Annotated in this window: 24 protein-coding genes and 1 pseudogene; 12 read left to right on the top strand and 13 right to left on the bottom strand. The window is 61.1% G+C overall.

The genetic code is table 11. The features are described 5' to 3' along the window. Positions 1–77 precede the first annotated feature (77 nt). From Q355_RS0114215 to Q355_RS0114195, 6 genes and pseudogenes are all read left to right on the top strand, one after another. Positions 78–935: a branched-chain amino acid ABC transporter permease gene (locus Q355_RS0114215; protein WP_027878388.1), complete on the top strand. Its 858-nt coding sequence runs from the start codon at positions 78–80 to the stop codon at positions 933–935. Next, positions 932–1,840: a branched-chain amino acid ABC transporter permease gene (locus Q355_RS0114210; protein ID WP_027878387.1), complete on the top strand. Its 909-nt coding sequence runs from the start codon at positions 932–934 to the stop codon at positions 1,838–1,840. The genes Q355_RS0114215 and Q355_RS0114210 overlap by 4 nt, the downstream gene beginning before the upstream one ends. Before the next feature lie 55 nt (positions 1,841–1,895). Then, positions 1,896–2,312: pseudogene (locus tag Q355_RS17365) on the top strand (ATP-binding cassette domain-containing protein); the annotation flags it as partial. A gap of 9 nt (positions 2,313–2,321) precedes the next feature. Then, the gene (locus Q355_RS17360; protein WP_425411867.1) at positions 2,322–2,549 is read left to right on the top strand and encodes an ABC transporter ATP-binding protein C-terminal domain-containing protein; all 228 of its coding nucleotides are present in this window, start codon (positions 2,322–2,324) and stop codon (positions 2,547–2,549) included. Continuing rightward, entirely contained in the window at positions 2,546–3,250 is a 705-nt protein-coding gene (locus Q355_RS0114200; protein WP_027878385.1) for an ABC transporter ATP-binding protein, read from the top strand. Before Q355_RS17360 ends, Q355_RS0114200 begins: the two co-directional genes overlap by 4 nt. Positions 3,251–3,279: 29 nt before the next feature. Next, positions 3,280–4,038 carry a 3-hydroxybutyrate dehydrogenase gene (locus Q355_RS0114195; RefSeq protein WP_027878384.1) on the top strand — a complete coding sequence of 253 codons (759 nt, stop codon included), beginning with the start codon at positions 3,280–3,282 and terminating at the stop codon, positions 4,036–4,038. A 205-nt stretch (positions 4,039–4,243) separates the two neighbouring features. Here the strand turns inward: Q355_RS0114195 and ligA are convergent, their stop codons facing one another. Then, complete coding sequence (gene ligA, locus Q355_RS16075; RefSeq protein WP_036259694.1) at positions 4,244–6,265, bottom strand: NAD-dependent DNA ligase LigA; 2,022 nt, start codon at positions 6,263–6,265, stop codon at positions 4,244–4,246. 298 nt (positions 6,266–6,563) lie between these two features. On the opposite strand from ligA, the gene Q355_RS0114180 reads away from it, so the two are divergent. Together Q355_RS0114180 and Q355_RS0114175 are read left to right on the top strand one after the other, a co-directional pair. Next, positions 6,564–7,697, top strand: coding sequence for a BMP family lipoprotein (locus tag Q355_RS0114180; protein ID WP_027878383.1), 1,134 nt, complete (start codon positions 6,564–6,566; stop codon positions 7,695–7,697). Positions 7,698–7,802: 105 nt separating this feature from the next. Continuing rightward, the gene (locus Q355_RS0114175) at positions 7,803–9,347 is read left to right on the top strand and encodes an ABC transporter ATP-binding protein (protein ID WP_036259691.1); all 1,545 of its coding nucleotides are present in this window, start codon (positions 7,803–7,805) and stop codon (positions 9,345–9,347) included. A 59-nt stretch (positions 9,348–9,406) separates the two neighbouring features. Here Q355_RS0114175 and Q355_RS0114170 read toward each other — a convergent pair whose 3' ends face one another. The 3 genes from Q355_RS0114170 to Q355_RS0114160 are packed head-to-tail and all read right to left on the bottom strand — an operon-like array spanning position 9,407 to position 11,888. Further along, positions 9,407–10,399, bottom strand: a complete 993-nt coding sequence (locus Q355_RS0114170; protein ID WP_027878381.1) for a DUF5666 domain-containing protein — start codon at positions 10,397–10,399, stop codon at positions 9,407–9,409. A gap of 8 nt (positions 10,400–10,407) precedes the next feature. Next, entirely contained in the window at positions 10,408–11,322 is a 915-nt protein-coding gene (locus tag Q355_RS0114165) for an LptA/OstA family protein (protein WP_027878380.1), read from the bottom strand. Then, positions 11,319–11,888, bottom strand: coding sequence for a hypothetical protein (locus Q355_RS0114160; protein ID WP_027878379.1), 570 nt, complete (start codon positions 11,886–11,888; stop codon positions 11,319–11,321). Before Q355_RS0114160 ends, Q355_RS0114165 begins: the two co-directional genes overlap by 4 nt. A gap of 33 nt (positions 11,889–11,921) precedes the next feature. Here Q355_RS0114160 and Q355_RS16820 point away from each other — a divergent pair, with 33 nt between their 5' ends. Beyond that, a complete protein-coding gene (locus Q355_RS16820; RefSeq protein WP_156941939.1) occupies positions 11,922–12,071 on the top strand; it encodes a hypothetical protein in 150 nt (49 codons plus the stop codon). Here the strand turns inward: Q355_RS16820 and Q355_RS0114155 are convergent. From Q355_RS0114155 to cysK, 4 genes are all read right to left on the bottom strand, one after another. Then, the gene (locus Q355_RS0114155; RefSeq protein WP_027878378.1) at positions 12,068–14,680 is read right to left on the bottom strand and encodes a tetratricopeptide repeat protein; all 2,613 of its coding nucleotides are present in this window, start codon (positions 14,678–14,680) and stop codon (positions 12,068–12,070) included. The two genes, Q355_RS16820 and Q355_RS0114155, sit on opposite strands and share 4 nt — an antisense overlap. A gap of 92 nt (positions 14,681–14,772) precedes the next feature. Continuing rightward, positions 14,773–15,843 (bottom strand): PIN/TRAM domain-containing protein, encoded by a 1,071-nt coding sequence (locus Q355_RS0114150; RefSeq protein WP_027878377.1) that lies wholly within the window; start codon positions 15,841–15,843, stop codon positions 14,773–14,775. Next, positions 15,840–17,153, bottom strand: coding sequence for a DNA repair protein RadA (radA, locus tag Q355_RS0114145; protein WP_027878376.1), 1,314 nt, complete (start codon positions 17,151–17,153; stop codon positions 15,840–15,842). The genes Q355_RS0114150 and radA overlap by 4 nt, the downstream gene beginning before the upstream one ends. 99 nt (positions 17,154–17,252) lie before the next feature. After that, complete coding sequence (cysK, locus tag Q355_RS0114140; RefSeq protein ID WP_027878375.1) at positions 17,253–18,179, bottom strand: cysteine synthase A; 927 nt, start codon at positions 18,177–18,179, stop codon at positions 17,253–17,255. 128 nt (positions 18,180–18,307) lie between these two features. Here cysK and Q355_RS0114135 point away from each other — a divergent pair, with 128 nt between their 5' ends. Beyond that, positions 18,308–18,778: an FKBP-type peptidyl-prolyl cis-trans isomerase gene (locus Q355_RS0114135; protein WP_027878374.1), complete on the top strand. Its 471-nt coding sequence runs from the start codon at positions 18,308–18,310 to the stop codon at positions 18,776–18,778. 361 nt (positions 18,779–19,139) lie between these two features. Here the strand turns inward: Q355_RS0114135 and Q355_RS0114130 are convergent, their stop codons facing one another. Continuing rightward, positions 19,140–19,685, bottom strand: coding sequence for a hypothetical protein (locus Q355_RS0114130; RefSeq protein WP_027878373.1), 546 nt, complete (start codon positions 19,683–19,685; stop codon positions 19,140–19,142). Next, positions 19,672–20,436, bottom strand: coding sequence for a bifunctional demethylmenaquinone methyltransferase/2-methoxy-6-polyprenyl-1,4-benzoquinol methylase UbiE (gene ubiE / locus Q355_RS0114125; RefSeq protein WP_027878372.1), 765 nt, complete (start codon positions 20,434–20,436; stop codon positions 19,672–19,674). Before ubiE ends, Q355_RS0114130 begins: the two co-directional genes overlap by 14 nt. Before the next feature lie 134 nt (positions 20,437–20,570). Between ubiE and Q355_RS0114120 the strand changes: the two genes are divergently transcribed. After that, entirely contained in the window at positions 20,571–22,445 is a 1,875-nt protein-coding gene (locus Q355_RS0114120) for an ABC transporter permease (RefSeq protein ID WP_027878371.1), read from the top strand. Positions 22,446–22,448: 3 nt separating this feature from the next. Next, positions 22,449–23,360 (top strand): ABC transporter permease, encoded by a 912-nt coding sequence (locus Q355_RS0114115; protein ID WP_027878370.1) that lies wholly within the window; start codon positions 22,449–22,451, stop codon positions 23,358–23,360. Positions 23,361–23,550: 190 nt separating this feature from the next. Here the strand turns inward: Q355_RS0114115 and Q355_RS0114110 are convergent, their stop codons facing one another. The 3 genes from Q355_RS0114110 to Q355_RS0114100 form a co-directional block, all read right to left on the bottom strand. After that, the gene (locus tag Q355_RS0114110; RefSeq protein ID WP_027878369.1) at positions 23,551–24,165 is read right to left on the bottom strand and encodes a hypothetical protein; all 615 of its coding nucleotides are present in this window, start codon (positions 24,163–24,165) and stop codon (positions 23,551–23,553) included. A 132-nt stretch (positions 24,166–24,297) separates the two neighbouring features. Beyond that, a complete protein-coding gene (locus Q355_RS0114105; protein ID WP_027878368.1) occupies positions 24,298–25,077 on the bottom strand; it encodes a PSP1 domain-containing protein in 780 nt (259 codons plus the stop codon). Between the two features lie 113 nt (positions 25,078–25,190). Continuing rightward, positions 25,191–26,072: a DNA polymerase III subunit gamma/tau gene (locus Q355_RS0114100; protein ID WP_027878367.1), complete on the bottom strand. Its 882-nt coding sequence runs from the start codon at positions 26,070–26,072 to the stop codon at positions 25,191–25,193. Positions 26,073–26,122: the final 50 nt, after the last annotated feature.

Raw genomic sequence — 26,122 nt, 5'->3', positions numbered from 1 at the left:
GGCAGAGGGCCAGGCGCGCAGAGCAGCCGTGAGGCTCCTGGCGCGCTGCCCTCCACTCCGCACCCACAGCCCAAACTATGGAACTACTTTTGCAAACCCTCATCAACGGCATCCTGGCCGCCGGCATCTACGCGCTGGTGGCCAGTGGGCTGGCCCTGGCGGTGGGCGTGGTGGGCATCGTCAACTTTGCCCACGGCGAGTTCACCATGATTGGGGCCTTTATTGCTTACCTGCTCTTTGTGGGAGCTGGCCTCGATCCTTTTCTCTCGTTGGGACTGGCGGCCCTGGTGCTTTTTCTGGTGGGGGCCATTAGCTACCTGGGCCTGATCCGGCCCATCCTGGCTGCGCCCGAACTAAACCAGATGCTCCTCACCTTCGGCCTCTCGGTAGCTTTGCAAAACATCGCCCTGCTGCTTTTTGGCGCCGATACCCGGGTGGTCTCTACCAGCTACCAGGGGGCTACCCTTAGCCTGGGGGGACTCTCGTTTGGAGTACCGCCGTTGCTGACCTTTGGGCTTTCGGTGGGCATTTTGGCTGCTCTGTACGGCTTTCTCGACCGCACCCGGATGGGCCTGGCGGTGCGGGCAGTAGCGCAAAACCGGCTGGCGCCGGGGCTTTTGGGCATCGAGACCCAGCAGGTATACCTGCTGGCCTTTGGCCTATCGGCAGCTCTGGCCGGGGTGGCCGGTGTGATGCTTTCGGTAATGCTCTACGCCTCTCCCACGGTGGGCTTTGCCTACACCCTTAAAGCCTTTGCCATTATCGTGATGGCAGGTTTGGGCAACCTACGGGGGGTAGTGCCGGCGGCAATTATCCTGGCCCTGGCCGAAGCCCTGGTAAGCACCTACGTGCCGGGTGGGGGCGGCTGGGTGGAAGCGGTCTTCTTTCTGGTCATCTTTGTGGCCCTCACCTGGCGTAGCTGGAGGGCGGCATGATGCTGGTTGGGTTGCTTTTGCTCCTGGCGCTGGTGCTTCCGGGGTTGCCCCTGGGCGAGTGGCGGGCTTTTTTGCTGGACAGCGCCCAGTTTGCCTTTCTGATTAGCGCCCTGGCACTGGCCTGGGATCTGCTGGCCCGCACCGGGCAGCTCTCGCTGGCCCACGGGGCCTTTTTTGGTCTAGGCGCCTATGCCGCCGCACTGGCGGCCCCTGCCGTGGGCACCCTCCCGGCATTGCTCCTGGGGGGTGTGGTAGCCGCTTTGTTCAGTCTGCTGCTGGGCCTGGCCACCCTGCGGCTGCACGGGATGTACTTCGCAATTGCCACCCTGGCTTTCAGCGAGGTCATGCGCACCCTGGTGCTCAAATCGGCCTTTACTGGAGGGGCCATCGGCCTGCCGGTGCAGCCTGCTTTTGGGGGCGCTTTTCCCCTGGGCAGCTACTACCTGGCGGTGGCCGTGCTGGCCCTAGCCAGCGGGATTAGCCTGTTCCTCGGTAGAAGCCGCCTGCACTACGCCATGACGGCAACCCGGCAAGGCGAGGCGGTAGCGCGGGTGCTGGGGGTGCCGGTGGTACGGGTCAAGCTCCTGGCTTTCGCCATATCGGCTTTTCTGGCCGGTCTGGCGGGTGGGGTGTATGCCATGAAGACCCTTTTTCTCTCCCCCTACGACGCTTTTGGCCTGGGGCGGGCGGTGGAGGCCTTGGTGATTCCCATCTTTGGTGGGCTTTACACCACCACCGGGCCCTTGTTGGGTGGGCTCATCATAGTAAGCCTCGAGACCTGGCTACGCCTGCGAATTGGCGAGGGTTATCTGGTGGTGTACGGGGTGATACTTGTGCTGACCATATTGTTTTTGCCCAGGGGTCTGGTCAGCCTCTTCCGCCGCAAGGGGGTGGGGCATGCTTAGGGTCGAGGGCCTTTCCAAACGCTTTGGTGGGGTGGTCGCAGCCAGCGGGGTAGACCTGCAGGTTCAGCCTGGAGAAATCCTGGCGGTCATCGGCCCCAATGGGGCAGGCAAAAGCACCCTCTTAAACCTGCTTTCGGGCCTTCTACGCCCCGATCAAGGCCGCATTGAGTTCCTGGGCGAGGAGATTACCCAGGCCCCGCCCGAGGTGCGAACCTGGAAAGGGCTGGGGCGGGCCTTTCAGATTGTGCAGCCGTTTCCCGAGATGACCGTATGGGAAAACCTTTTGGTGGGGGCCCTCTACGGCAAGCCAAACACCTCACTTAAAGTGGCCGAGGGTGTGGTAGAAGAGATCATCGAACGCACGGGCCTGGCGCCCAAGGCCCAGACCCTTGCTGGGGAACTCACGCTTCTGGAAGACAAGCGCCTCGAGCTCGCCCGCGCCCTATGCACAAGGCCCAGGCTCTTACTTTTAGACGAGGTGATGGCCGGCCTACGCCCTTCAGAGGCCCTGGAGGCGGTGGAGCTGGTGCGACGCATTAGGGAGAGCGGTGTGACGGTACTCTTCATCGAGCACCTGATGCCGGTGGTGCGGGCCCTGGCCGACCGGGTGGTGGTGATGGACTACGGCCAGGTAATTGCCCAGGGCCGCTACGACGAGGTGGCCGCTAACCCCAGGGTGCGCGAGGCCTATTTAGGGAGGGCTTCGTGAGGCTCAGCGTGACGAACCTTATGGCCGGGTACGCCAAGGCCCAGGTGCTGTTTGGGCTTACGCTCGAGGTAGCCCAGGGCGAGCTGGTGGCCCTGCTGGGCGCCAACGGGGCTGGCAAGACCACCGCGCTGCGCACTATCTCTGGGCTGATTCGACCCTGGGGGGGCGAGGTGCAGCTTGGCGGGGCCAGCCTTCTGGGCCTTTCGGCAGCCCAGCGGGCCCGACGGGGACTGGGACATGTGCCGGAAGGGCGCCAGCTCTTCCCCCTGATGAGCGTGGAGGAGAACCTGCTGCTGGGGGCGGCTTTTCTGGCCTGGTCGCACCGGCAGGAAGGACTGGAGCGCACCTACGCCCTTTTTCCTCGCCTGGCCGAGCGGCGCGGCCAGCTGGCCGGAACCCTTTCGGGGGGTGAGCAGCAGATGCTGGCCATTGGGCGGGCCATGATGGGCCGGCCCAGAATTCTGATGGTGGACGAGCCAAGCCTTGGTCTTTCGCCAAAGCTGGCCGAGGAAGTGCTGGCTACCCTGGCTCGGGTTAAAGCCGAAGGGGTGGGGGTGCTGCTGGTGGAACAGAACGTGGCGTTATCGCTCGAGGTGGCCGACCGGGGCTATGTGGTGGAACACGGGAAGGTGGTTCTGCAGGGCAGTGCGGCAACCCTGGCCCAGAACGAAGACGTACAGAAGGCCTATTTGGCGCTCTAAATATGGCTTAGATGCACGTAATATAGGGTATGCAACTGAAAGACAAAACTGCCCTCATCACCGGCGCCGGTAGCGGCATTGGAAAAGCCATTGCCGAAGTGTTCGCCCGTGAAGGGGCCCGCCTCATCCTCAACGACCTCGCGCCCAATGCCGCTGAGCTCGCTCAGGCCCTGGGTGGGGTTTTTATTCAGGCCGACCTTTCCGACCAGCGCTCGGTTAGGGCGCTGGCTCAAAGGGCGCTCGAGCTTGGCCCGGTAGACATCCTGGTCAACAACGCTGGTCTACAGCGCATCAACCCGGTGGACGAATACCCCGAAGACACCTGGAACATGATGCTGCAGGTGCTGCTTACAGCCCCATTCCAGCTTATCAAGTACACCCTGCCCGACATGAAGCAAAGGCGCTGGGGCCGCATCATCAACGTCGCTTCGCTGCACGGATTGGTGGCGAGCCCCTACAAATCGGCCTATATCTCGGCCAAGCATGGCCTGCTGGGCCTGACCAAGACCGTGGCGCTCGAGGTCGGTGAATATGGCATCACCTGCAACGCCATCTGCCCGGCCTACGTACGCACCCCCCTGGTGGAGTCGCAAATTGCCGACCAGGCCCGCACCCTGGGCATCCCCGAAGCCGAGGTGATCGAAAAGGTGATGCTGGCCCCGGCGGCCATCAAGCGCTTGATCGAACCGGAGGAAGTCGCGGAGTACGCACTATTCTTGGCCTCCGACAGGGCCGGGGCGATTACCGGCTCGGCCCAGGTGATTGATCTGGGCTGGACGGCGCGATAAACAGCAAAACCCTCCTGGCAAGGTCATAAGAAATGTCTTTGATTTGGTCTTTTTCTGGGGCCCCCGCCTGAAGCGCGGGTAGAAACAGCCTGAAAAAAGATGGTGCCCTAACCTCTCCCTAACGGAACAATTCAGGCGGGGTTCATATCATCCGGTCTTGGAGGACTGTTCTGCTGCTTGGGGCCGGGCCATTCTGAAGACCACTTTATAGTTGCCCTGGTGCAGCCTGGAGCACCCCCGGCCCCAGCTTTTGTTCGAGCAACTCGGCTAGCCCGGCCTCGTCCAGAATGGGGATTCCCAGCTCCCTGGCCCTGGCCAGCTTGGAGCCCGCACCCGGCCCAGCCACCACATAGCTGGTTTTTTTGCTTACAGAGCCGGAAATTTTAGCTCCGTGGGCCTCGAGCCGCCGGGCCACTTCCTCCCTGGGTAGGGAAAGCTCACCCGTCAGCACGAAGGTAAGGCCCTCGAGGGCATGGCTTTGCTGCTTCTCCCTGGCCTCGAACACCACCCCAGCGGCCCGCAAGCGCTCAATAAAATGGCGCATCTGGGGGCGGGACAGGGCCTGGTGGATGGACTGAGCGGTGGTCTTGGCAATGTCCGGTACGGCATCGAGCTCCTCAACTGTGGCCTTGAGGATGTTATCCAGGTGTCCAAAGCGCTTGGCCAGGGCGCGGGCGGTGCTTTCGCCCACCTGGGGAATCCCCAGGGCAAACAGCAGCCGCTCGAGGCCCCTGCTTTTGCTGGCCTCTATCTGCTCGATGAGGTTCTGGGCGCTTTTTTCAGCTTTGCGCTCGAGCGCGGCAATATCTTCTTTCTTGAGCCGATATAAGTCGGCGGCATCCCGCACCAGACCGGCCTCTAAAAGCTGCTCGATGAGCTTCTCGCCCAGCCCCTGGATGTCCATGGCCCTGCGGCTGGCAAAGTGCCGTATGGACTCAAAGGCCTTGGCCGGGCACAAAGGGTTGGGGCAGAGGTGAATCTTGCCCGAGAGTAGGAGTTCTACCCCACACTCCGGGCAGTGGCTGGGCCACTCCACCGGCTCATGGCCCCTGGGGGCTTCGGTTACCACCCGCAAAACCTCGGGGATAACCCCGCCGGACTTGTGTACCAGCACCGTATCGCCTATCCGTAAGCCCAGCTCCTGTACGTAGCTTTCGTTGTGCAGGGTAACCCGGCTCACGGTCGAGCCATCCAGAAAAACGGGCTCGAGCTCGGCCACTGGTGTAACCCGCCCGGTGCGCCCCACCTGAAAGACCACCCGCAGCACGCGGGTAGTCTTTTCTTCGGCGGGGAATTTGTAGGCGATGGCGAAGCGGGGGGTCTTGGCGGTATACCCCAGCTCGTCCCAGAGGGCCAGGTCGTTTAGCTTGACGGTTACGCCATCGGCCTCAAAGGGCAGTTTTCTGCGTTCGGCCAGCATGGCCTGGTAGCCCTGCTCGACCCCGGCCACCCCCTCAACCAGCCGATAGTGGGGTTCTACCGAAAAACCGAGCTGACTAAGTTTCTTCAAAAGTTCCTGCTGGGTGGCTACCCCCAGGCTGGTGGGCTGGCCCACCCCATAGAACAGGCCGCGTAAGCCACGGCGGGCGCTTATTCGGGGGTCTTTTTGCCGCAAACTACCTGCCGCGGCGTTGCGGGGGTTTTTGAAAGGGGGTTCGCCTTCTTCCTCGAGCCGTGCGTTGAGCTCCAGGAAGGTTTGGATGGGCAGGTAAATCTCACCCCGTACCTCGAGGTCGAGGGGTTCTGCCAGCCGCCTTGGGATGTCGGGGATGGCCAGCAGGTTGGGGGTGACGTCCTCGCCTACCTGGCCGTCGCCCCGGGTCAGACCCTGGCGGAACACCCCCGCTTCGTAGATGAGGTTGACCGAAAGTCCATCAATTTTGTACTCGAGCACGTACACCCGTACCTCCTCGCGGCCCAGCAGGCGGTTGATGCTGGCTTCGAAGTCGGCGATGTCGGCAGGCGAAAAGGCATTGCCCAGCGAGTACATGCGGGTGGGGTGGGGTACCGGGGTGAAGGGGGTCTCGAGGATGGCGCTACCCACCGTTTGCGTGGGCGAATCGGGGGTGATGAGCTCGGGGTGGGCCTGCTCGAGCTCCCTCAGCTCACGCATCAGGCGGTCGAACTCGGCATCGGAGATCTCGGGTTTGTCCAGCACGTAATAGCGGTAGTTGTGATAGCGAATCTGTTCACGCAATTCCAGGATTCGTTGCTTGGGTGTAGACATACCGTGATGCTATCAGCTTACCGCACACTTCATAGACGGTTGAAGCGGGCACCTTTGCTGTGCTGGGGCGGGTTTTTTGCAGATGAGGAAACCGACTACATGGCTTGCTCGCAGGTTGTCACCGCAAGCTTTTGTAGAAGGCGGCAGGTGTAGTGCCGTACATGCAAAGAGGGCGTTATAGAGGCTACTTCCTTTTGTCAAGCCCCTTTCAAGCTTCCCGCGTTGTGTTCTATAATGCCTGAGGCTAACAGCCAGTTCAGCGCTTGTGATACCCACAAGCTAAATGGAGGCGAATCGCATGAAGAAACTCGTAATGCTCGGTGTTGCCGTAGCGACCGCGCTAGGCTTGAGCCTCGCTCAGGAAATTCGCGTGGGCATGGCTTTCGATGCAGGTGGTAAAAACGACCGCAGCTTCAACCAGTCCACCTTTGAAGGGGCCCAGCGGGCGGCTAAGGAACTCGGGGTCAAGGTCTTCGACTTTGAGCCCGGCGACCCCGGTCAGGTAGGTCAGGGCATCCGCCGCTTTGCGGAGGAGGGCTTCGATCTGATCGTGGGGGTAGGCTTTGCCAACGAACCCTCGATTACCAAAAACGCCCAGGAGTTCAAAAACGTCAAGTTTGCGGTTATTGACTCGGTTCCTTGCGAAGGCAAGTGCGACAACGCCGTGGGCCTGGTTTTCCGCGAACACGAGGGCAGCTACTTGGTCGGCTACATCGCGGGCCGCATGACCAACACCGGTGTGGTGGGCTTTGTGGGCGGCATGGACATCCCGCTGATCCACAAGTTTGAGCAAGGCTACCGGGCTGGGGCCATTGCCGGTATGCGCGAGCGCAACATCGCCAACCCCCGCGTGCTCATCAACTACGTAGGCAACACCCCCGCGGCCTGGAACGACCCCGGCAAAGCCAAGGAAATTGCCACCGCTCAGGCCAAGCAGGGCGCCGATATCATCTACGCCGCTGCGGGGGCTTCGGGCCTGGGTGTGCTGGACTATGTGAAACAGCAGCGCTGCTTGAAGCAAAACGAGCTGCCCTCTGGCGTGCGTTTCATCTCCAACAACGGCGCCAACGTGCCGCGCTACGCCGCTTACAACCAGTCCTGCCCGGCTGCCACCACCCGCCCCATGTTCATGATTGGGGTTGACGCCAACCAGAACTACCTGGGCGACACCGACAACAACCCCAACACCCTGAACCACGTGCTCACCTCCATGCTCAAGCGGGTGGACGTGGCCACCTACGACGTGATTAAGTCGGTTAAGGAAGGTACCTTTAAAGGCGGCGTCAAGGAGTTTGGCCTGAACAACAATGGCGTAGGCTATGCCCTTGATGAGTACAACAAGGCCCTGATTCCTCAGGCTGTGGTCAACCGTCTGGCGGTTTTGCGCAGCCAGATCATCTCTGGCGCCATTAAGGTGCCCAGCAAGCGTTAGTAGATTTTTACCTCGAGCGCTCAGGGTTTTTGCCCTGGGCGTTTTTTTGCTCGGAGATGGTATCGCCTGGCGTTGGGCGGCCTTCTTGCTTGTATGATTGTGGGCATGAGCGATTCGCTTTCCGCCTCCAAAACGCACGTCAAGGGTACGGTGGCCCTCGAGCTAAAGCGCATCACCAAGCGCTATCCCCTGGTGCTGGCCAATGATCGCATTTCTCTGGATGTTCGCTGGGGCGAGGTGCTGGCGGTAGTAGGGGAGAACGGGGCGGGCAAGTCCACCCTAATGAAGATTGTCTACGGCCTGGTTAAGCCAGACCAGGGCGAGATATGGGTTGGCGGCCAGAAAGTAAACATCAGCGAACCGGGCGATGCCATTGCACGGGGCATCGGGATGGTGCACCAGCACTTCATGCTGGTAGACCCATTTACTGTGCTGGAGAACGTAATTTTGGGCTCAGAACCCACCCAGGGGGCCCAGCTCAACCTGGCTCAGGCCCGCAGCGATGTAGAGGCCCTGATGAAAGACCTCGAGTTCGACCTGCCCCTCGATACCCCGGTAGAGGAGCTTCCGGTAGGCTTGCAGCAGCGGGTGGAAATCCTCAAGGCCCTCTACCGCAAGGCCAAAATCCTAATTCTGGACGAACCAACTGCCGTCCTCACGCCCCAGGAAGCCGACGAGCTGTTCGACTTCTTGCGGCGGTTTGTGGATCAGGGCAACGCGGTCATTTTTATCAGCCACAAGCTGGCCGAGGTGATCAAGCTCTCGGATCGGGTTACGGTGATCCGTGACGGCAAGGTGGTGGGTACGGTCAACACCCCCGAGACCAACGTGGCCGAGCTCGCCCGGATGATGGTGGGGCGCGAGGTAATTCTCTCGGTGGATAAGGACCAGGCCAAGCCAGGCCCGGCGCTGCTCAAAGTTTCCAACCTCTCAATTCCTGGGAAGGATAAAAAGCACCGGCTGGACAGCGTATCCTTTGAGGTGCGGGCGGGTGAGATTGTGGGTATTGCGGGGGTTGAGGGCAACGGGCAAACCGAGCTGGTGGAGGCCATTACTGGCTTGCGGCCTTACCAAGGTCTCATCGAGTACGACGGTCAAAGCCTCAAACCCAGTGCCCGGACGGTGCGTGAGTGGGGTGTTTCGCACATCCCTGAAGACCGCAATACGCGCGGGCTGGTACTGGACTTTACCACCCGCGAGAACCTGATCCTGGGCGACCACTACAAAAGCCCCAATGCGGGCTTCCTGGGCTTTCTAAATGCCGACCATATCGAGGCTTCGGCTCGTGAAATTGTGGAGCAATTTGACGTGCGGCCCCGCAGCACCGAACTGGTGGCCCGTCGTTACTCGGGTGGCAATGCCCAGAAAATCATTGTGGGGCGTGAGTTGAGCCGCAACCCAAGGGTGCTGGTAGCGGCCCAGCCCACCCGTGGGGTGGACATTGGGGCCATCGAGTTCATTCACGAAAAAATTGTAAAAGCGCGGGATGCCGGCATGGCGGTCTTGCTGGTATCAGCCGACCTTAACGAGGTGCGTTCGCTCGCCGACCGCATTCTGGTGATGTTCGAGGGCCGCATCATGGGCGAGCTGAAAGCCAGTGAGGCCACCGAGGAAAAGCTGGGGCTCCTGATGGCGGGGATTAAAGACTAGAGCGGTCTTCGGAGAGCATGCTACAGTCCCACTTATAAAGAGGGCTGAACAGCGCCAGCCTATGGGTCTTGAAACTCCCCCTTGACCCCCTCGAGCACCACCACATCGCCGGTGTCGAGGTTGTACAGCACCCTGGTTCCCTCCACGAAGCCATCTTTGTTCTGGCTTCGCACCGGCTTGTCTTTGCTGCCGTACAGAAATGCGATGCGGTCTTTTTCGCGTACAAGCGCACCCTGGGCTGTGGAGGTGCGGCCATCCTGAACCAGTCGGATGGCGCCAAATAAGGTAAGAGCCTCGTCGTCTACGTTATAAACCATGCGTTCGGCGCTGCCTTGAAGGGGTTTTTCACCCGCGCGCTCGAGCTCTACTGGCCCGGCTACCAAGGCATTGCCGCTTTCGTTGTCGTAGTCGAGGCGGCTGCCCCAGGCTTTGCTCTTGCCTTGCTGTACTTCCACCGCCCTGGGCGCGGGCTTGAGCTCGAGCTCGAGGCGATCTTCTTCTTCGATGTAGCGGGCGGTGCCTCCGGTCATGAAGACATAATCGTTTACCCCACGAATCTGCTCCACGCGGGCGATGGCCCCAAAAGCCAGGGCATCCTCGCCAAAGGTAATCTGCACGCGAAAAGGCGGCGGGTCGGCAAAAAGCGAGCGAACCAAAGAGGGGCCTTCGCGGCTCTCCCCAATCCGAACCTCGAAAGCCTTAAGGCTCCCGTCGTTTTGCTCGGCGGCCTCGAGGCGCACCTGTTGTCCTACCTTTAGGTCGGCAAACTGCACCTGCTTACCTTGGTGCCAGTAGCGGGTCAGCTTATCGGTCGCAAAAAGCTGCTCCCCCAGGCTGAGGGTTTTCTTTTCGCTATCCAGCGCGGTAATGATGCCGCCATACAGGTCGCGCAGCTCGATGATGGCCGGGGGGTTGTCCGGCCCGGTTTTGACCACCACAATCTTTTTACCCCGTCGCTCAATCTCGGCGGTGGTCTGGAAAGAGGGCTCGGGCTCCTGCTGGGCTATGGCCACCAGCAACAGCAGTCCCGAGACCAGCCAGGGCCAGCGCATGGCACTTATTATTGCTCGCCCAGCTTGCGGAAGTCGTTTACCGGCAGCCGGGGTGCCTGGGCCAGCACCCGCACCTGCGAACGGTTGACGTTGTGCAGAAGCGAGTTGCCCGACAAAGTGGCCCGCTCCTTGGCGTTCACACTGCGGGCCGGTACATTTTGGTTGCCCACCCGACCCGCCACAATGGTGGCCTCGCCGGTGTTGTCGTTGTAGACCAGGCTGGCCCCGGTGGTGGTGATGTCACCGTCTACCAGGGTCACCCCGCCGGTGGCCAGCAGGCGCTTCTCGTCGGTCAGGCTGCGGATTTCTTTGGCCCGAATCACCAGGTCGCCCTTGCCCTCGCGCTTGCGCAGCAGCACCACTTCTTTGGCATCGCCAAAGACCGCCAGGCCGCGGTCTTCTTCGTAGTACACCGTCTCCGAGCGCCCTTCCTGGCGGCCATTCTTGAGGGTTACGCCACCTTCACTGCTTGAGATATTGGTGTCAACGTCGAAGGTCATGACGGGGGCGGTAACCTCTACCGGATCGCTGTTTTTGTCCCGTGGTTCCTGGCGCATACGGGCGTTGCCCTCGAGGGTGCCGCGCCCACTGGACTCGCGGTAGACCAGCTTGGGGCCGCTGGCCGTCATGCGGTCGCGCTTGACCACCACACTACCCTCGAAGGAGGCCACCCGCTCACCCTCGGCCTCCTGCATGGTTTTGCCCTGGGGGGCTTCCAGGATGGCCCGGGTGGCGTTGATCTCGAGGTCTTTTACCCTACCTATTACCCCGCCCGGTTTACCGCCTTCGTAGACCCAGGGGCCGTTGCGCAGGTTGCCTGAGCGTTGCCCACCAGGTGCTTCGATGGTGATGATGCGCTGTTCTTTGCTCTGGGCCAGTACTGCCAGTGCTAGTAGAAAAAGAAGCCATGCTAGACGTTTCATGAACTACCACCTTCGATAGGACAGGGCGGCTGTTCCCCACCAGAGATAAATTTCTCGATGGGGTCGCGCCAACTGGGGTTCTCGATACCAAAATCGCTTCTAAAGTCCTTGCCCCGCACTTCCAGGCTGGGTGCGGTGATGTGGACGCTTGGGGCACGAAAGCCCTCGCGCTGGTCTATCGTAACCGGCGCCTCGCCCGGCTTGCCCAGGTCGACGGTGTAGCAGCCTTTGAGAATCTCTACCCTGGCATAGGGAACCCGCAGGTTATCGCTACGATCTATGACCACCTCCGGTGCGGCGAGCCGCATATCCAGCCGGTCTTCGACATAGCGCCTTCCCGATTGCAGGCCGGTTACTTTGGCCTCACGGGTGCCGGGGTCTTGTTCGACCTGGCTCGCTCTGAACTCCCAGCGGGCTTTGGGATCTTGCTCGGGGTAAAGGGTAAGCTGGACATTTTCCAACTTAACCCCCCGGTTGGGTATAGCTGGGCTTGGAATGGGGCGTGTGGACAGGAAGACCGAAAACACCACAATGGTTACCAGGGCAATGAGCGCAGAGCGAACCACGGCTCGAGGTTAGAAGCAAGGTGGCTTAGAAGCGTGAACTTTATTGCAGCCTTGGCTGTTTTTGCTGCCACTCCCTGGGGCAAAAAATACGTTCGAAACAGCTTTTTTCCTGATTGGTACGATGAAGCCTTTTGCAAAGAACCAAAATTGGGCGTATTTGAAGGATTTGATGGAGACACCTAGGCCTCGAGCTCGAGCTCCCGTAAGGCTGTTTGCCGAAGCAGACGGGCCTCGGAAGCCAGCTCCGTTTTCAAAAGCCTTAGGTAAAGCTCTTCGTCCAAGGGCTCCAGCCTGAGCCCCCGGAGCCAGTCGGCTGGGGCCTCGCTGTGGCGGTAGCGCTTTACTAACCCTTGCAGCCAGGCGGCCTGGTAGTACTCGAACTCGGGGTGATCCAGCCCCTCGAAGGGGGGCTGTCCTTCCTGGTCTGTGTGCCAGAGGTCTACCCACAGCTCGGGCACCCGGTTCAGGGCGTAGGGCTTGAGGAAGTAGCCCTGAGCCCGGGGCGGACGGCCCGGCTCCAGGGCCCCCAAGAGCTCCGACCACAGCACGCGAAACTCCCCGTCGGAAACCTGCAGGGCCTCGAGCAGGGCTTCCTTGCTCCATTCACGCAGCAAAAGTAGGCCGAGCAATATCCGGGCCTTTTCCCGTTTGAACCGTACCTCCTGGTGGTTCACCCAGACCTCGAGGCCGCCCAGGGCCCGTATCTCTACCGCAACCCCCGGATGATAGGGCAGCGAGAGCCGGCCAGCCTCCCACAAGAGCCTGCGGCTGCGGTGAAGCGGCGGGGCAAAGAGGGTGGGTTGGCTCAGGAAGGGGTAGCGTAGCAACAAGCCTTCCTGGTCGGCCTGCCAGGGATAGTTGTCAGCCAGGGCTCGCAAAAAGGGGTCTTCCAGCCCTGGCAGTGCAGGCAGGCTAAAGGGCTGCCCCCGCCGCAGGTGGGCCTGGGCCGCAACCAGGGTCATGAAGGCCTCGACCCAGGCATCCCCGGCCTCACGGGCCTGCCGCACCATCTCCTCAAAGGCCCGGGCCTCGCCGAGCGCAGCCCGCCCGCCCAGGGGTTCCACCTGCAGGCGGGCCGGCCCTCCATGTGAGAGCGAAAGCGCCCGCTGATAGGCTTCGGCGGCCTCGCTCCAGCGGTTTTGCGCCAACAGCGCGTGTCCGAGCCGGGCTTCGGCCAGCGCTACCACGAACGGGCTGCCCAGGGTCTCGCCTTCGCGGCGGCCCCGATGGGCGGCTTGTTCGGCAGCCCTGGCATCGCCCGCAATCGCCTCCAGAAGTGCTAGCAGCAAGGTTCCCTCGCGGTGGTTCTGTGGCGCGCGGGCGGTGGAGCCCTTTTCCCAGCGGCGTAGCTCGGCCAGGGCTCGCTCGGGCTGGCCGCTGCGCAGCCAGACCCGGGGGCCTTGCAGGCCGAGGGCCTGGGCCTCTTCTACCCGCCCGGAGTTGAGCAGATTTTCGGCCCAAAGGCCTTCGACCTCGCTGGGAAAGCGCACTCGAGCGGCCAGCAGATAACCCTGGGCTTTGGCTGGCTCTACGGTGTCCAGATAAAGCCTTGATAAGCCCAGCAGGGCCTGCTCTACACCCGCCTGCAGCGCCTGCTGGTACACGGCTTCGGCCTCGGTGTAACGTCCGGCCTGCCGCAAGGCCTCTCCGTGCAAAAAACGCAAAGTGGGACGGGTGGCGCGCAGGGTTTCGGGAAGGCGCTCGAGCAGCGCCAGCACAGTGTAGGTAAGTCCTCGAGCCAGCCAGGCCTCCCCCTGCCTTTGCAGCAGGTCGGCGGCGTGGCCCAGCCGCCCGGCTTCCAGGAGGTATCCCGCTGCCTGCACCTCTTCTCCCCGCTCCAGGGCCAGCTCTGCGGCTTTTGCCAGCAGCTTGCGCACCTCATCGGGCTCAAGCAGACTCATCAGGGCTGCCCGCACCAGGGGGTGAAAACGGGTGCGCCCCCCCACGTGCTCCAGCAGCAGGTCTGGGGCATAGGGTTGCAGGGCCTCGAGCCCTCCTACCCAGGCAGCCTCCTCGGGTCCCACCTCGCCCAGCACACTGGCCTTTGCGGCCAGCTTAAGCACTTCCTCAGGCAGGGCGGGCAGCAAATAAACCAGCAGGCCAGCCGGGTCGGGATGGGCGTAGAAAGCCTCCTCGGGTTTGGCGCCCCGCTGCATGGCCCGCAACAAAAGCCGCAGCCCCAGCGGCCAGCCGCGTACCAGGCTGTGGGCCTGCTCGACCTCGAAAGCGCTCAGCTCGGGGGCGATATATTGGCCCAGCTGCAAAGACTCGGCGGGGTCAAAGGCCAGCTCGCTTTCGTCCAGCACCTGTCCCAGCACCTCCCAGGGCGCGGCCCGGCGGGTTAGCAGGGCCATGTGCAAGCCCGGCACCTGGGCCAGGGTTCGTAGTAGGGCCACGGCCTGGCGGCTTGCGGCCCGCTGGGCTTCATCCATTACCAGGATATGTCCTGGTTGGTCGCTCAGGCACTCGAGCATAAGCTCGCCGGCTACGGCCCAGGCCCCGCGCTCGAGCGCCGCTGCCACCCCTTCCAGCGCATCGCCCAGCCGGGGCCGATAGACCTCGACCAGATGCCAGCCCAGAACCACCGGGTCGGAGCAGTCTTCGCCCAGGGTGAGCCAGAGGGCGGGGAGGCTCGAGAGCAGGGTGGACTTGCCATACCCGGCTCCGGCAGCCAGCACCAGCACTGGACTTTTCGCAAACCCTTGCCGCAGGCGCTCCAGCAGCCGCAGCCGCTCCACCTCCCGCGCGGTGCGGGGCGGGAGAAGTCGGCTTTTGGGTACGCGGTAGGGCATTGACTACAGTTTATCCTGAACCCGTAAAAGCACCGACCCTGCATGGCGCTGGAAGCGCTTGCGCGGTGTGGGGAGGGTGTTGGCTAGGTCTTTTACTGCCGCTGGGCTTTGGGGTCAGGACGCGCATTGTCCTCGGTTTGGAGCTTGCCAAACAGCAGCCGACCGACCTGGGTTTGAATGGACTGGGTGATAACTACCCCCACTTCCTTGCCGCGAAATGGAATGGCATCGTCCACCACCACCATGGTGCCATCCTCCAGGTAGCCCACCCCCTGGCCGGGTTCCTTGCCCTCCTTCACGATGGTGATGTTCAGGGTGTCGCCTTGCTGCAGGGGGGCCCGCAGGGCCGAGGCCAACGCCTGCACCGAGAGCGTCTTGACCCCGTAGATGCGGGAAAGCTGGGCCAGGGCATGGTCGTTGGTGACTAGGGCTGCGCCCAGCCTTTTGGCTTCGGCCAGAATCTGGTCGTCCACGGGTTCATCGGTCTCGGTGCTATCGAGCACCTCGAGCCCCACACTAAGCTTGAGGCGCTCGAGGGTGTCTAGGCCCCGGCGGCCCTTGGCGCGTTTCTGGGCCTCGGCGGAGTCGGCAAATTGCTGAAGTTCGCGCAACACCTGCCGAGGTACAAACAGCGGGCCCTCCAGGAATCCCATCTCGGCCACATCCCCGATGCGCCCATCGATCAGCACCGAGGTATCGAGTACCTTGCCCCCTCGGATCTTGGGCGGGTGGGCGGACGGGCGGGCCAGCCGGAAATACTCCCGATTGACAATGGCAAAAGCCGAAAGTGAGCTGACCAGCACCGCAGCAATAATCAGCGAGTGAATGGCGGAAAAGCCCGGAATCTGGTTCAACAGGTTGGTGAGCAGCACCGCCAAGAGAAGCCCCAGACCTGAAGCCACCGTGATGGCAACGGGAATCTCGGGTGGGAGGCGCTTCAACCAGGCCTGGGTGTGCTCCCAGCGCTGCTGGGCCCAGTCTGTCAGGCGGGGTATGAGCAAAAAACCCACCAGAAGGCCCACCACCCCCAGGTACAGGCGGTTCAAGCTGGTCAGGCTACCCAGCGGGCTGCTTCCGATGAGGTTGTTGACCTCGAGCCACACCCCTGCCTGGTAGCCCAAATAGGCAAACAGTGCGTACAAAATCCAGCGCGCCATACTCATAGAAACTTGCTTACCGCAGCCTCCAGGCTTTTGAAATGGGGCGGATGTACCAGCTCTTTAAAGCCCGCCCGCTGACCTTCGCGTAGACGACGCTCGAGGCCCTCCACGCTGCGCAACTCCCCAGCCAATCCCACCTCGCCCACCACCGCCACATCGGGGGGAAGTGGACGGCCTACCACAGCAGAATACACTGCCAGGCCCACAGCCAAATCCAGCCCTGGGTCGAAGACCCGCAGACCACCGGCCAGATTGACGTAGATGTCCAGGTTTCCCAAAGGCAGGTTGAGCCTGCGCTCCAACACCGCCAGCACCACGTCTACCCGGCGGCTGTCCAGGCCTTGTGAAACCCGGCGGGGAGCCGGAAAGGGTGTGCGGGCGGCCAGGGCTTGTACTTCCAGGGCCAGCGCCCGCTCGCCCGAGAGGCTCAGGGCCACCACCGAACCCGGAGCGCCCACCGGACGCTCGGCCAGAAAGGCTGCCGAGGGGTTGGCGACTTCCTCCATGCCCTCATGAATCATGGTAAAGACGCCCATTTCGCCCACCGGCCCGAAGCGGTTTTTGCTGGAGCGCAAAACCCTGAAGTTGCCGGCCGTCTCCAGGTATAGTGTGGCGTCCACCACGTGCTCAATTACCTTGGGCCCGGCCACGATGCCCTCTTTGGTGACGTGTCCGACCAGCACGGTGGTTACCTGGTGGTGTTTGGCAAAGCGGGTCAGGGCCGCGGTGGCGTCGCGAACCGCCACCAGCGAACCCGGGGAGGCGGTGGTTTCGATGGTTTGAATGGAGTCCACCACCAGGAAGTCGGGTGGGGCGGCCTCGAGGGTGGCGAGCATAGCATCCAGTCCAGTTTCCCGCAGCAGCTCGAGCTCCCCCGATATTCCCAGCCGCCTGGCCCTCAGGCGAATCTGGCCGGGCGACTCCTCTCCGGCCAGGTAAACCACCCGCTTGCCCATTTCCAGCATCTTTTGTGCGACCTGCAGCAAAAGGGTGCTTTTGCCCACCCCTGGCTCACCGCCCAACAGGAGCACCTCGCCCGGCACGAACCCCCCACCCAGCACCCGGTCAAGTTCTCCCATGCGGCTCGAGAAGCGAACCTCCCCACCCTCAGACACATCCGCCAGGCGGGTCAGCGCAGCCGGGTTGGGCAGGGGCCGCGACAGCCCGGCCTTACCTGGGGCCGCGCCGGGCTTGGGCGGGGGTGCTTCTTCCTTAAAACTGTCCCAGGCCCCACAGTTTGGGCAGCGCCCAAGCTCCTTTACCGATTTGTACCCGCACTCGATACAGCGATATTGAATAGAAGCCCTGGCCATCTAACAGCCAGTGTAGCCTGCATCCAGCGCAAATCAAAGCTTGAATGCACCTTTCCGCAGCCACATCCTGCTGCCCGGTGAAGCCCACACCCCCCTGGACTAGACACCGCCCTCTGCGTCTGCAAAGAGGGGCGTTGAGAGGTATTTCATGCCCGAGTCGCAGGCGATGGTCAGTACCCTTTTGCCGGGCCCAAGTTTCCGGGCGACCTGCAGGGCAGCCCAGATCATCCCGCAGGCACTCATCCCCACAAAAAGACCTTCCTGGCGGGCCAGCGGCTTAGCCAGGGGGAAAGCGTCTTCCTCCAGCACCTGAATTACCTGGTCCAGCATCTTCACATCCAGGTTGGGCGGGATAAAGCCAGGCCCCATGCCCTGAAACTGATGCGAGCCCATCTGGCCGCCCGAAAGCACATTGCTGCGGCGGGGTTCGCAGGCGATGATCTGGATGTTGGGCAGCCGCTCGCGCAGGTACTTGCCTACCCCCATAATGGTGCCCCCTGTACCCGAGCCATACACGAAGGCATCCAGCCGACCCTCCATCTGCTGGAAAATTTCGGGGCCGGTGGTCTCGTAGTGGGCCCTGGGGTTGGCGGGGTTGTCGAACTGGTTGGGCATGAAGGCCCCCTGCTCGGCCACGATGCGGTTGGCCTCCTCAATGGCGGCCAGCATCCGGCGGCTGGGGTCGGTTAGCACCAGCTCGGCCCCATAGGCTTTGAGGATGCGCTTGCGTTCTTCCGACATCTGAGCCGGCATGGTCAGAATGAGCTTGTAGCCCCGACTGGCCGCTACCATGGCCAGGCCGATGCCGGTGTTACCGCTGGTGGGCTCCACAATGAGCTGCCCCGAGCCCGGCTTCAGGATGCCGCGCTCTTCGGCGTCTTTGATCAGATACCAGGCGGTGCGGTCTTTGATGGAGCCGCCGGGGTTGTTGCCCTCGAGCTTCACCCAAACTTCCGCCATGCCAGGCTCTACCAGGCGTTTGAGGCGAACCACCGGCGTCTTTCCGATTACGTCTTCCACGTTCATGACCTAAGCATAGGGCATGGGGTTACGGGTGGGATCCGATTTGGTTTACGATTGTTTCATCTGAATGTTTTATACTCGGTTGTCTCGCGGAAACGAAGAATGGTTTCTGTGAATGGAGAGGAGCCTTTATGACGGCAAGCAAAGGAAATGTGGTTACCATTCGTTATACCCTGCAAGTCGAGAACGAGCTGATTGACCAGGGTGAGCTGGATTATCTGCACGGTCATCGCAACATTGTGGCGGGTCTGGAGGAAGCCCTCGAGGGCAAGTCAGCCGGCGATCGGGTTGTTGTTTCTGTACCCCCCGAAAAGGGCTACGGCCTTTACGATCCAGAAGGTGTACAGGTCGTGGATCGGGCAGCCTTTCCGGCAGATGCCGAGCTGGCGGAAGGGGCCATGTTCTACGCCGAAGACCCCCAGGGCAACCCCATGCCCTTTACGGTGTTGAGCGTGGACGATAACGAGGTAACCATTGATTTCAACCATGCCCTGGCAGGTGAGACCCTCGACTTCGACGTGACCCTTACAGCCGTTCGGCCTGCAACGCCGGAAGAGCTCGAGCACGGCCACGCGCACAGCGCTAAAGAGCACAGCCACTAGAGCGCTCACAACTTGATTGCTTTGTCCTGCACGGCACATTTGCCGCTCTCGAGGATGCGATAAGCAAGGCCAGTTGGGCCAAAGGCAGGGGCATAGGCCCCTGCCTTTTGTTTTAGGGGATGGTTGCTATCATGAACCGTACCTGCACAGCAATACCGAATTTGGGTGAACAGACACCGCTCAAGCGTCTACTCATAAGGAATTTATTTGATTTGTTCTTTTTCTGGGGCCCCCGCCTGAAGCGCGGGTGGCAACAGCTTGAAAAACGATGATGCTCCAACAATCCCCAACGGAACGATTCAGGCGGGGTTCATATCACCCGTGGGCGAGGCTCTTTCGCTGAGCGAAGTGAGGGGGCGTGCTAAGCGCGGATTTGCAATAAAACAGGCTGCCCTTGCGGGAGTTTGAAAACCAGGTACTCGTCATTGCTGCGGAACAGTACCAGCAGGTATTGCGGCAGCTTCAAGCGCATGAACAGCGGGAGGGCGTAGCGGGCTTCGCCCCGCTCGATACGCATCTGACCCAGGGTATAGACCATGAAAAAGTCCTGGTCGCTTTGCATGAGGTTGGCGGTGTAAAAAAGGGTGAGGTCGGCCTGGTCTTTGTCGGCTCGAGTCAGGGCATCCCACACCAGCACCTGGGCTTCTTGGGGTGTCAGGTACTGACCCTGAACCAGACCTGAGCGGCCATAAAAGGCAGCAGGAAACTGTTTGAACTCGTAGTAAAAACCGCCCGGGCTGTGCCACCACCGCACTATTTCGTTTTCCCCTCCGCTCCCCTGGGCCAGCTCCTGGGCGTACTCACGTGCAAGCTCGAGCGGCTTCAGGTCTGGCAGGGCGCCGGTTTCCATGCCTTCCAGCAGCAGCCGCTGTGGGTCAATTTCAAAAGCCAGGTCAGGATGGTTCATCGGGGTAAAACTCTCCAGTGCGAACAGCCGGGGTGGGCTTAGCGGGGGCAGGCTTGTCGCCAATATGAAGGGCAGTAATACCGCCGGTGAAAAGCTGGTAGCGGGTGTTAAAACCGGCCAGAGCCATCATGGTAGCAAGGGTTGGGGGATCTGGGAAGCGCTCCACGGAATCGGGTAGGTAACGATAGGCTGAAGCGTTGCCCGAAATGAGCCCCCCAATTAAGGGCAGGATGCGGGTGAAGTAAAAGCGGTATAGCGCACCCAAGCCGCCACGGGGCGGGGGAGGAAACTCCAAAATACATAGCCGCCCGCCTGGCGCAAGCACCCGATACAGCTCGGCCAGTGCTTTTTTGTAATCGGCAAAGTTGCGAAAGCCAAAGGCAATGGTTACGGCATCGAAATGATCATCGGGGAAAGGCAGTTGGAGGGCGTCTGCTTCAACAAAGGAGATGGCAAGGCCGGCTCGCTGGGCTTTTTGGCGGGCCAGCTCGAGCATGGGCAGAGCAAAGTCGCCCCCGATAACCTCTACCTCGGGCGCAACCTTTTTTAGCAATAGGGCGATGTCGCCAGTACCGGTGGCCAGGTCGAGGATGCGGGCCGGTCTTATCTCCAGAGCTGCCTTGACTGCGGCCAACCGCCAGACGCGATCCACACCTGCAGACAGCACCCTGTTCAGAAAGTCGTAGCGTGGGGCTATTTCCGAAAACATTTGCTGAACGACCTTGGCTTTGCCTTCCGTCGAATCTTGCACCTGACAAGTTTATCACCGCATCGGTAGATAATTGTAGAAATTCCCGTAGTTTTTGAGCTCAAGAAGCTCGCGCCTTCAATGAGTTCGTGCTACGCAAAATGGCTTTGCAGTGTAGAATCCGCTCTGAGGAACTTATGGGTAGGTACCTGTTTTTAATTGTGGGGGTGATCGCGCTTGCGCTGATGATGCTGTCCCCCTGGGCTGTACCTATGCGGGAGTTTGATGGCACTGGCTACTTGCTCAACCCGCTAGGGACCATGAACCCCAAAGGCCTTACACTGCCAGAGGGGTTGCGCTTTGATTGGCTAGGGTTGTTTTTTGGGATATGGGTCTCGCTGCTTTTGGCGGCTAGTGTGGCTGTGTTTTTGCCCAACCCCGAAACCCGCGCCAGGGTTCTCTACATTCTGGGGGGGGTGGGGCTGGCTTTGTTTGCCCTCGAGGCCGCTTTGTTTTATCAAGCCATCACTGCCGTGAACGATGCAGCCCTGGCGGCGGGGGCGCGGCGTCCGCCGCTGCGTCGTTTCGCCCTTTCGCTGGGGGCCTATGCCGGGTTGTTTTACTCCCTGACGCTTTTGCTGGTGGCCCGCATGCAACTACCGGGCGGGCTGGCCTTTTTGGTGCGCCTGCGCGGGGTGGTGGTTCCGGTGGTTTCGCTTCTGCTGGCCGTGGTGGTGGGTGCCGTGGTGGTGGCCATCCTGCGGCCTGGGCTTGGCACCCAGGGGGTTGAGGGTCTGGGGCTGCGCGAGCTGATCGCGGGAAAGCTCGACCTGGTCACCTATACCTTTCAAATTTTGTTTAGCCCCATCCTGACCTTGCCGGGCATCTTTAACAGCCTGGCTTTTGCCACCCCGCTGATCTTCACCGGCCTGGCTGTGGCCTTTGGCTTTCGGGCGGGACTTTTTAACATCGGGGCTCCCGGCCAGCTCACCATTGGGGCGCTTTTTGCCATGCTGGCCGGGGTGTATCTGCCCCTACCGGGCTGGTTGCTGCTGCCGGCTGCCATTGTGGCTGCGGCCCTGGGTGGGGCTTTGTGGGGCGGCATTGTGGGCTGGCTCAAGGCCCGCTTTGGCGCCAACGAGGTCATCAACACCATCATGATGAACTACATCGCAGCTTCGGTGTTGCTGTTTATGTTGGCGGCCAACGAGTACAGTTTTTTTGGTAACAAGGTGCGGCTACCCTTCAAAGCCGAAGGTTTCGAGGGCCGCAGCGAGGAGATTCAGGAGGGTGGGCGTATCCCCCTAATGATTAATATCTTCGCCCCCAACAGCACTTTTTCCTGGGCCCTGCCGCTTGCGGTGGTGGCTGCCCTCACTGTGTATTACGCCACCCGGCGACTCGAGCTTGGTAAGCGGCTCCTGGCAGCCCTTGTGGCTTTGGTGGCGGGGTATGTGGTGGGGCAGGTGTTGCCGGGTATTCCTGTGACCATCAGCTCGGCCCTGTCCTCGCAGCTCCTGAATGGCTCTTTCCTGATTGCCGTTCTGGCCCTGCTCTTTTATAACTTTTACCTCTTTCGTACTGCGGGGGGCTACGAGCTGCGGGCAACCGGCCTGGCGCCCAAGGCCGCAGAATATGCGGGGGTTAACTTAAGGCGGAAGATAATCCTGACCATGATCATCTCGGGTGCTCTGGCGGGTTTGGCTGCTACCCACTACGTGCTGGGGGCTGGTATGGACGGTACATATCGCCTCAAAACTGCCATCCCCTCGAGCGTGGGCTTCGATGGGATTGCGGTGGCCTTGATGGGTCAGAACATGCCCCTGGGTATTTTTCTTTCTGCCACATTGTTTGGGGTGCTTCTGGCGGGAGGGGTCTCCCTCAACGCCCAGCTGGGTATCAGCAACCAGATTATCCAGGTCTTGCAGGCGCTCATAATTTTGTTCATAGCGGTGGGTGGCTTTTTGCCGCGCTACTTTACAGACCCCTTGCGGGCAGCCCAGGTCGAGAGCGAAGCCAAAGCTGAGCAAGAGGCCCGTCAGGCCAAGTCTGCGACGGTGGCAGGAGATTAGTCTATGGAAATCGTTATCGCGCTCTTTTTTTCGACCTTGCGCCAGGCCACGCCACTGCTACTGACCGCGCTGGGCGGCTTGTTTTCCGAGCGTAGCGGGGTGGTTAACATCGCCCTCGAGGGCATGATTTTGTTCGGTGCGGCGGCCGCTGCCATTACCGTAAACCGAATCGAGGTGGCGACCGGGGGCCTCGAGGCCTTCTGGATTCCCTGGGTGGGCCTTTTGGTTGGGGCCATTGTGGGGGGTCTGGTGGGCTTGATTCACGCCATCGCCACGATCAAGTACCGCGCCGACCAGATTGTCTCGGGTACGGCCATAAACATCGCGGCCCTGGGGGCGCCCTCGATTGTCTTGCAGGTGCTCTACAACAACACCTCCACTTCGCAAGAAGTTAAGAATCGTCTCCCGCTGATATCCTTCGGTAGCGGCGAAGTATCCATACTTGTACTGATTGCTTTCTTGCTGGTGCCGGTGGTGTGGTGGGTGCTGTTCAAAACCCCCTGGGGTTTGCGCCTGCGGGCTGTGGGTGAACATCCCCAGGCAGCCGAGACCATGGGCGTGAACGTGATTCGCATGCGCTACACGGCAGTTATTTTGTCGGGCATGCTGGCGGGCATCGCCGGGGCCTACCTCTCGATTGGCTTCCTGAACCAGTTTATCCGGGCCATGAGCGCAGGGGCGGGCTTTATTGCCCTGGCGGCGCTCATCTTCGGCAAGTGGCATCCGCTGGGTGTGCTGGGGGCTACTTTGCTCTTTGGCTTCGCCCAGGCCCTGGCCATCCAGCTTCAGGGTGGCGATATTCTGCCCGCGACCATCGTACAGGCCTTGCCGTTTGTCCTGACGATGCTGGTGCTGGCAGGCTTCATCGGCCGCAGCCGGCCACCGGCAGCTGTGGGCAAGCCATACGATAAGTAATACCGGATTCAAAAAGATAATCTTCAAACAAAAAGCGCTTAGAGGCTATCTTTTTGAATCCTAGAGCACACCCCTCGCTGCGCTCGGCGAAGAAAGCGTATCCCTTCGGTCGGGTTAGTTCGTCACCGTTCGGCGACGAACTAACCGAATCTGGTATAAGAGCTGCTTTTGTGTGTATGTGGGCTGGTGCTCAGGGCTCAAACGCCCGCCGGGGCACCAGCTGCACGTAGGCCACCGCACGGGCCACTGTGGAGAAACCCAGCAGGAGCAGGTACACCACGACCTGGAAAGGTATCCAAGTGGATAGCGTGGACACCAGGATGAGCAATTCCAGGATGGCGATAAGCAGGAGATGGCTGCCCAGTCCTCCCTGTTGCATTAAGTCCCAACCTTTGCGGATGGCTCTGGGCCAGGTCTGGTCGTCGTCGGCCATAATCTGGAAGGTGTAAAACCACAGCAGGTTGATGGCGACCAGACCCAGATAGCTTAGCAACGAGGCCAGCAGGGGGTCTGGCACCGCAACCGGTAGGCCCGCCACAAACGCCGCCAGGGCACTGGCTACAAACACAATGCCGGCCACTATGTTGTGCCTTGTGGTGTTGCCCCAGAGGGCTTCGGGGTTCCATGCGCCGGTGCGGGCATAGTGAACCAGGACGGTATAGACACCTACCTGCATGGGTCCAGCCATGATGCCAAGGGTAAAAATACTGACCAGGAGGGCTTGAATCAGCAACCAGACAATGCCAATGGGGTGCTGTGCCAGTAGCCTAAAACTACGGGTGAGAACCTGTCCGATGCTCAGCACCAGGTACCCCTCACGGCTTTATCCGGCTCTTATCGCACCCTTCAAAGACGTTACCTCCCATCCGGGAGGCAACTGTGCTGCGCAGGACAAAGCAATCAAGTTGTGGGCGGCTCAATATTTGTGAAGAGCGCTTTAATCCCATCGGAGCTCACTTTTGTGTACCGTTACGGTACTGCCCTCCTCGGTAAGCAGTTCCACCGTTCCGGCCAGGGGGTTAAGCTTGGCAACCTTGCCACAGGTGCCCTGGAGGCTACAGGCTTTGCTGTTTTTGCGGGGCAGCTCGGCCAGCAGCTCCTGGTACTGCTCGTGTTCGTACTGCAAGCAGCAGAGCAGGCGTCCACAGGGGCCTGAGATTTTTTCGGGTGAGAGCGGAAGCTGCTGATCGCGGGCCATCTTGATGGAGACCTGGGCAAAATCCTGGAGCCATTTTGAGCAGCACGACTCCATGCCGCAGGCCCCCAGGGTGCCCAGGTAGGCGGTCTGGTCGCGGGGGCCCAGCGCAACGAACTCCACTCGAGCCCCGGCCAGCTTGTTGAGTTCATTAACCCAGCGCCGCAGGTCAATGCGCTCTTCGGCGGAGTATTGCACCGAGATATGATTGCCGTCCAGGGTGAACTCGCAGCCCAGAACCTTGGCCCTTACACCTTCCCGGCGCAAGCGGGCTTTGAGCCACCAGTGGACTTCCTCGGCCCGGTTCTTGAGCTTGCTGTGTTGTTCCAGGTCTGCTGGGGTCGCGATGCGAACAATTTCGCCCACAGCATGGCCCAGATGGGGCTCGGTGCGCACTTTTGCTAGCTCGAGCCCGCGTGCGGTTTTTACCACCACCCAGCTACCCAAGGGTGGGGCCTGGTTGCTGAAGCGGTAATCGTAAATTTTGGGGCCGTGCGCAAATCGCACGCCTACGCATTCCATGTAAACCTCCTCAAAAGGGCCCTGAGACTGAAAATGGCCCATAAATTGCCATACTGCGGACTGCAAAGAGCGCACAATCCGTACTTAGCCTAAGGCAAAATGCCCCGGGAAATCTAGAGCTGTGAGAGTTTGAGGGCCAGCCAGGTTTGAACCAGGTCTTCGCTGACGTAAGCCGAGTGTGCGTCCTGTGCGCGGGCAAGGGCCTCGAGGGCCGCTTTGTAGGCGGGGTTCTCGACCGAAAAGAGCTGCCCCAGGCGTCGCCCCAGGTACGGGAGGGCTTCTTCTACTTCAGCAAGCAGCCGGAGGGCCTCGAGGGTCTGGGCAGGGCCGGCTTGCAAGGCCTCCAGCACGCCCTGGGTGCGGCTGACCAGCCTGTCGAACTCGGCGGGGTGTTGCAAAGCCCAGCGCACCCTGCCAGGAGCACCCTGGGCAAAAGCTAGAACCTCGGGATCGGTGCTTAGGGTCTGCAAAAGGGCCTCGGGTACTGGTGTGAAGCCGACCTCGAGGCTGCGGCTCACCAACGTGGGCAGCACCAGCTCACGGCTGGGGGCAATCAGGATGATTCGGGCGAAGGACGGTGGTTCTTCCAGAACCTTTAGCAGGGCGTTGGCGGCAGCTTCTCCTAAAAAGTGCGCGCCATCCACCACCGCCACCTTGGCCTTGAAGCGAGGATAGGTGGAAATCCAGTCCAGCAGGCTTTGTTCTTCGGCATCCTGGCGCGGGGCAATTTGCTCGAGGCGAATCTGTGGTAAGCGGGCTTTGCGGCCGGTTTTGGTCTCTTGTTCAGGTGCAACTTCCAGGTAGTCCGGGTGCGGTTCTAGCCGGCACGAAGCGCACCGGCCACAGGGGGGAAATCCCTGCTCGCAGTTGAGGCCAGCCGTAAACCAGCGGGCTACCTGCCGACGCCCTACTCCTTCCGGCCCGGTGAACAAAAAAGTCTGGGCCTGTAGCCTGGGCAGCAGCTCGAGGATTCCCTGATGTCCGAGGATTTGCATAGCCGTTTGTTATGGGATACGCAGAGCGCTCACGGGCCGCCTGGGCAAAC

The organism is Meiothermus cerbereus DSM 11376, from assembly GCF_000620065.1.
In the GTDB taxonomy this organism is placed as follows: domain Bacteria; phylum Deinococcota; class Deinococci; order Deinococcales; family Thermaceae; genus Meiothermus; species Meiothermus cerbereus.
This window is presented reverse-complemented; position numbering and strand designations above follow the sequence as displayed.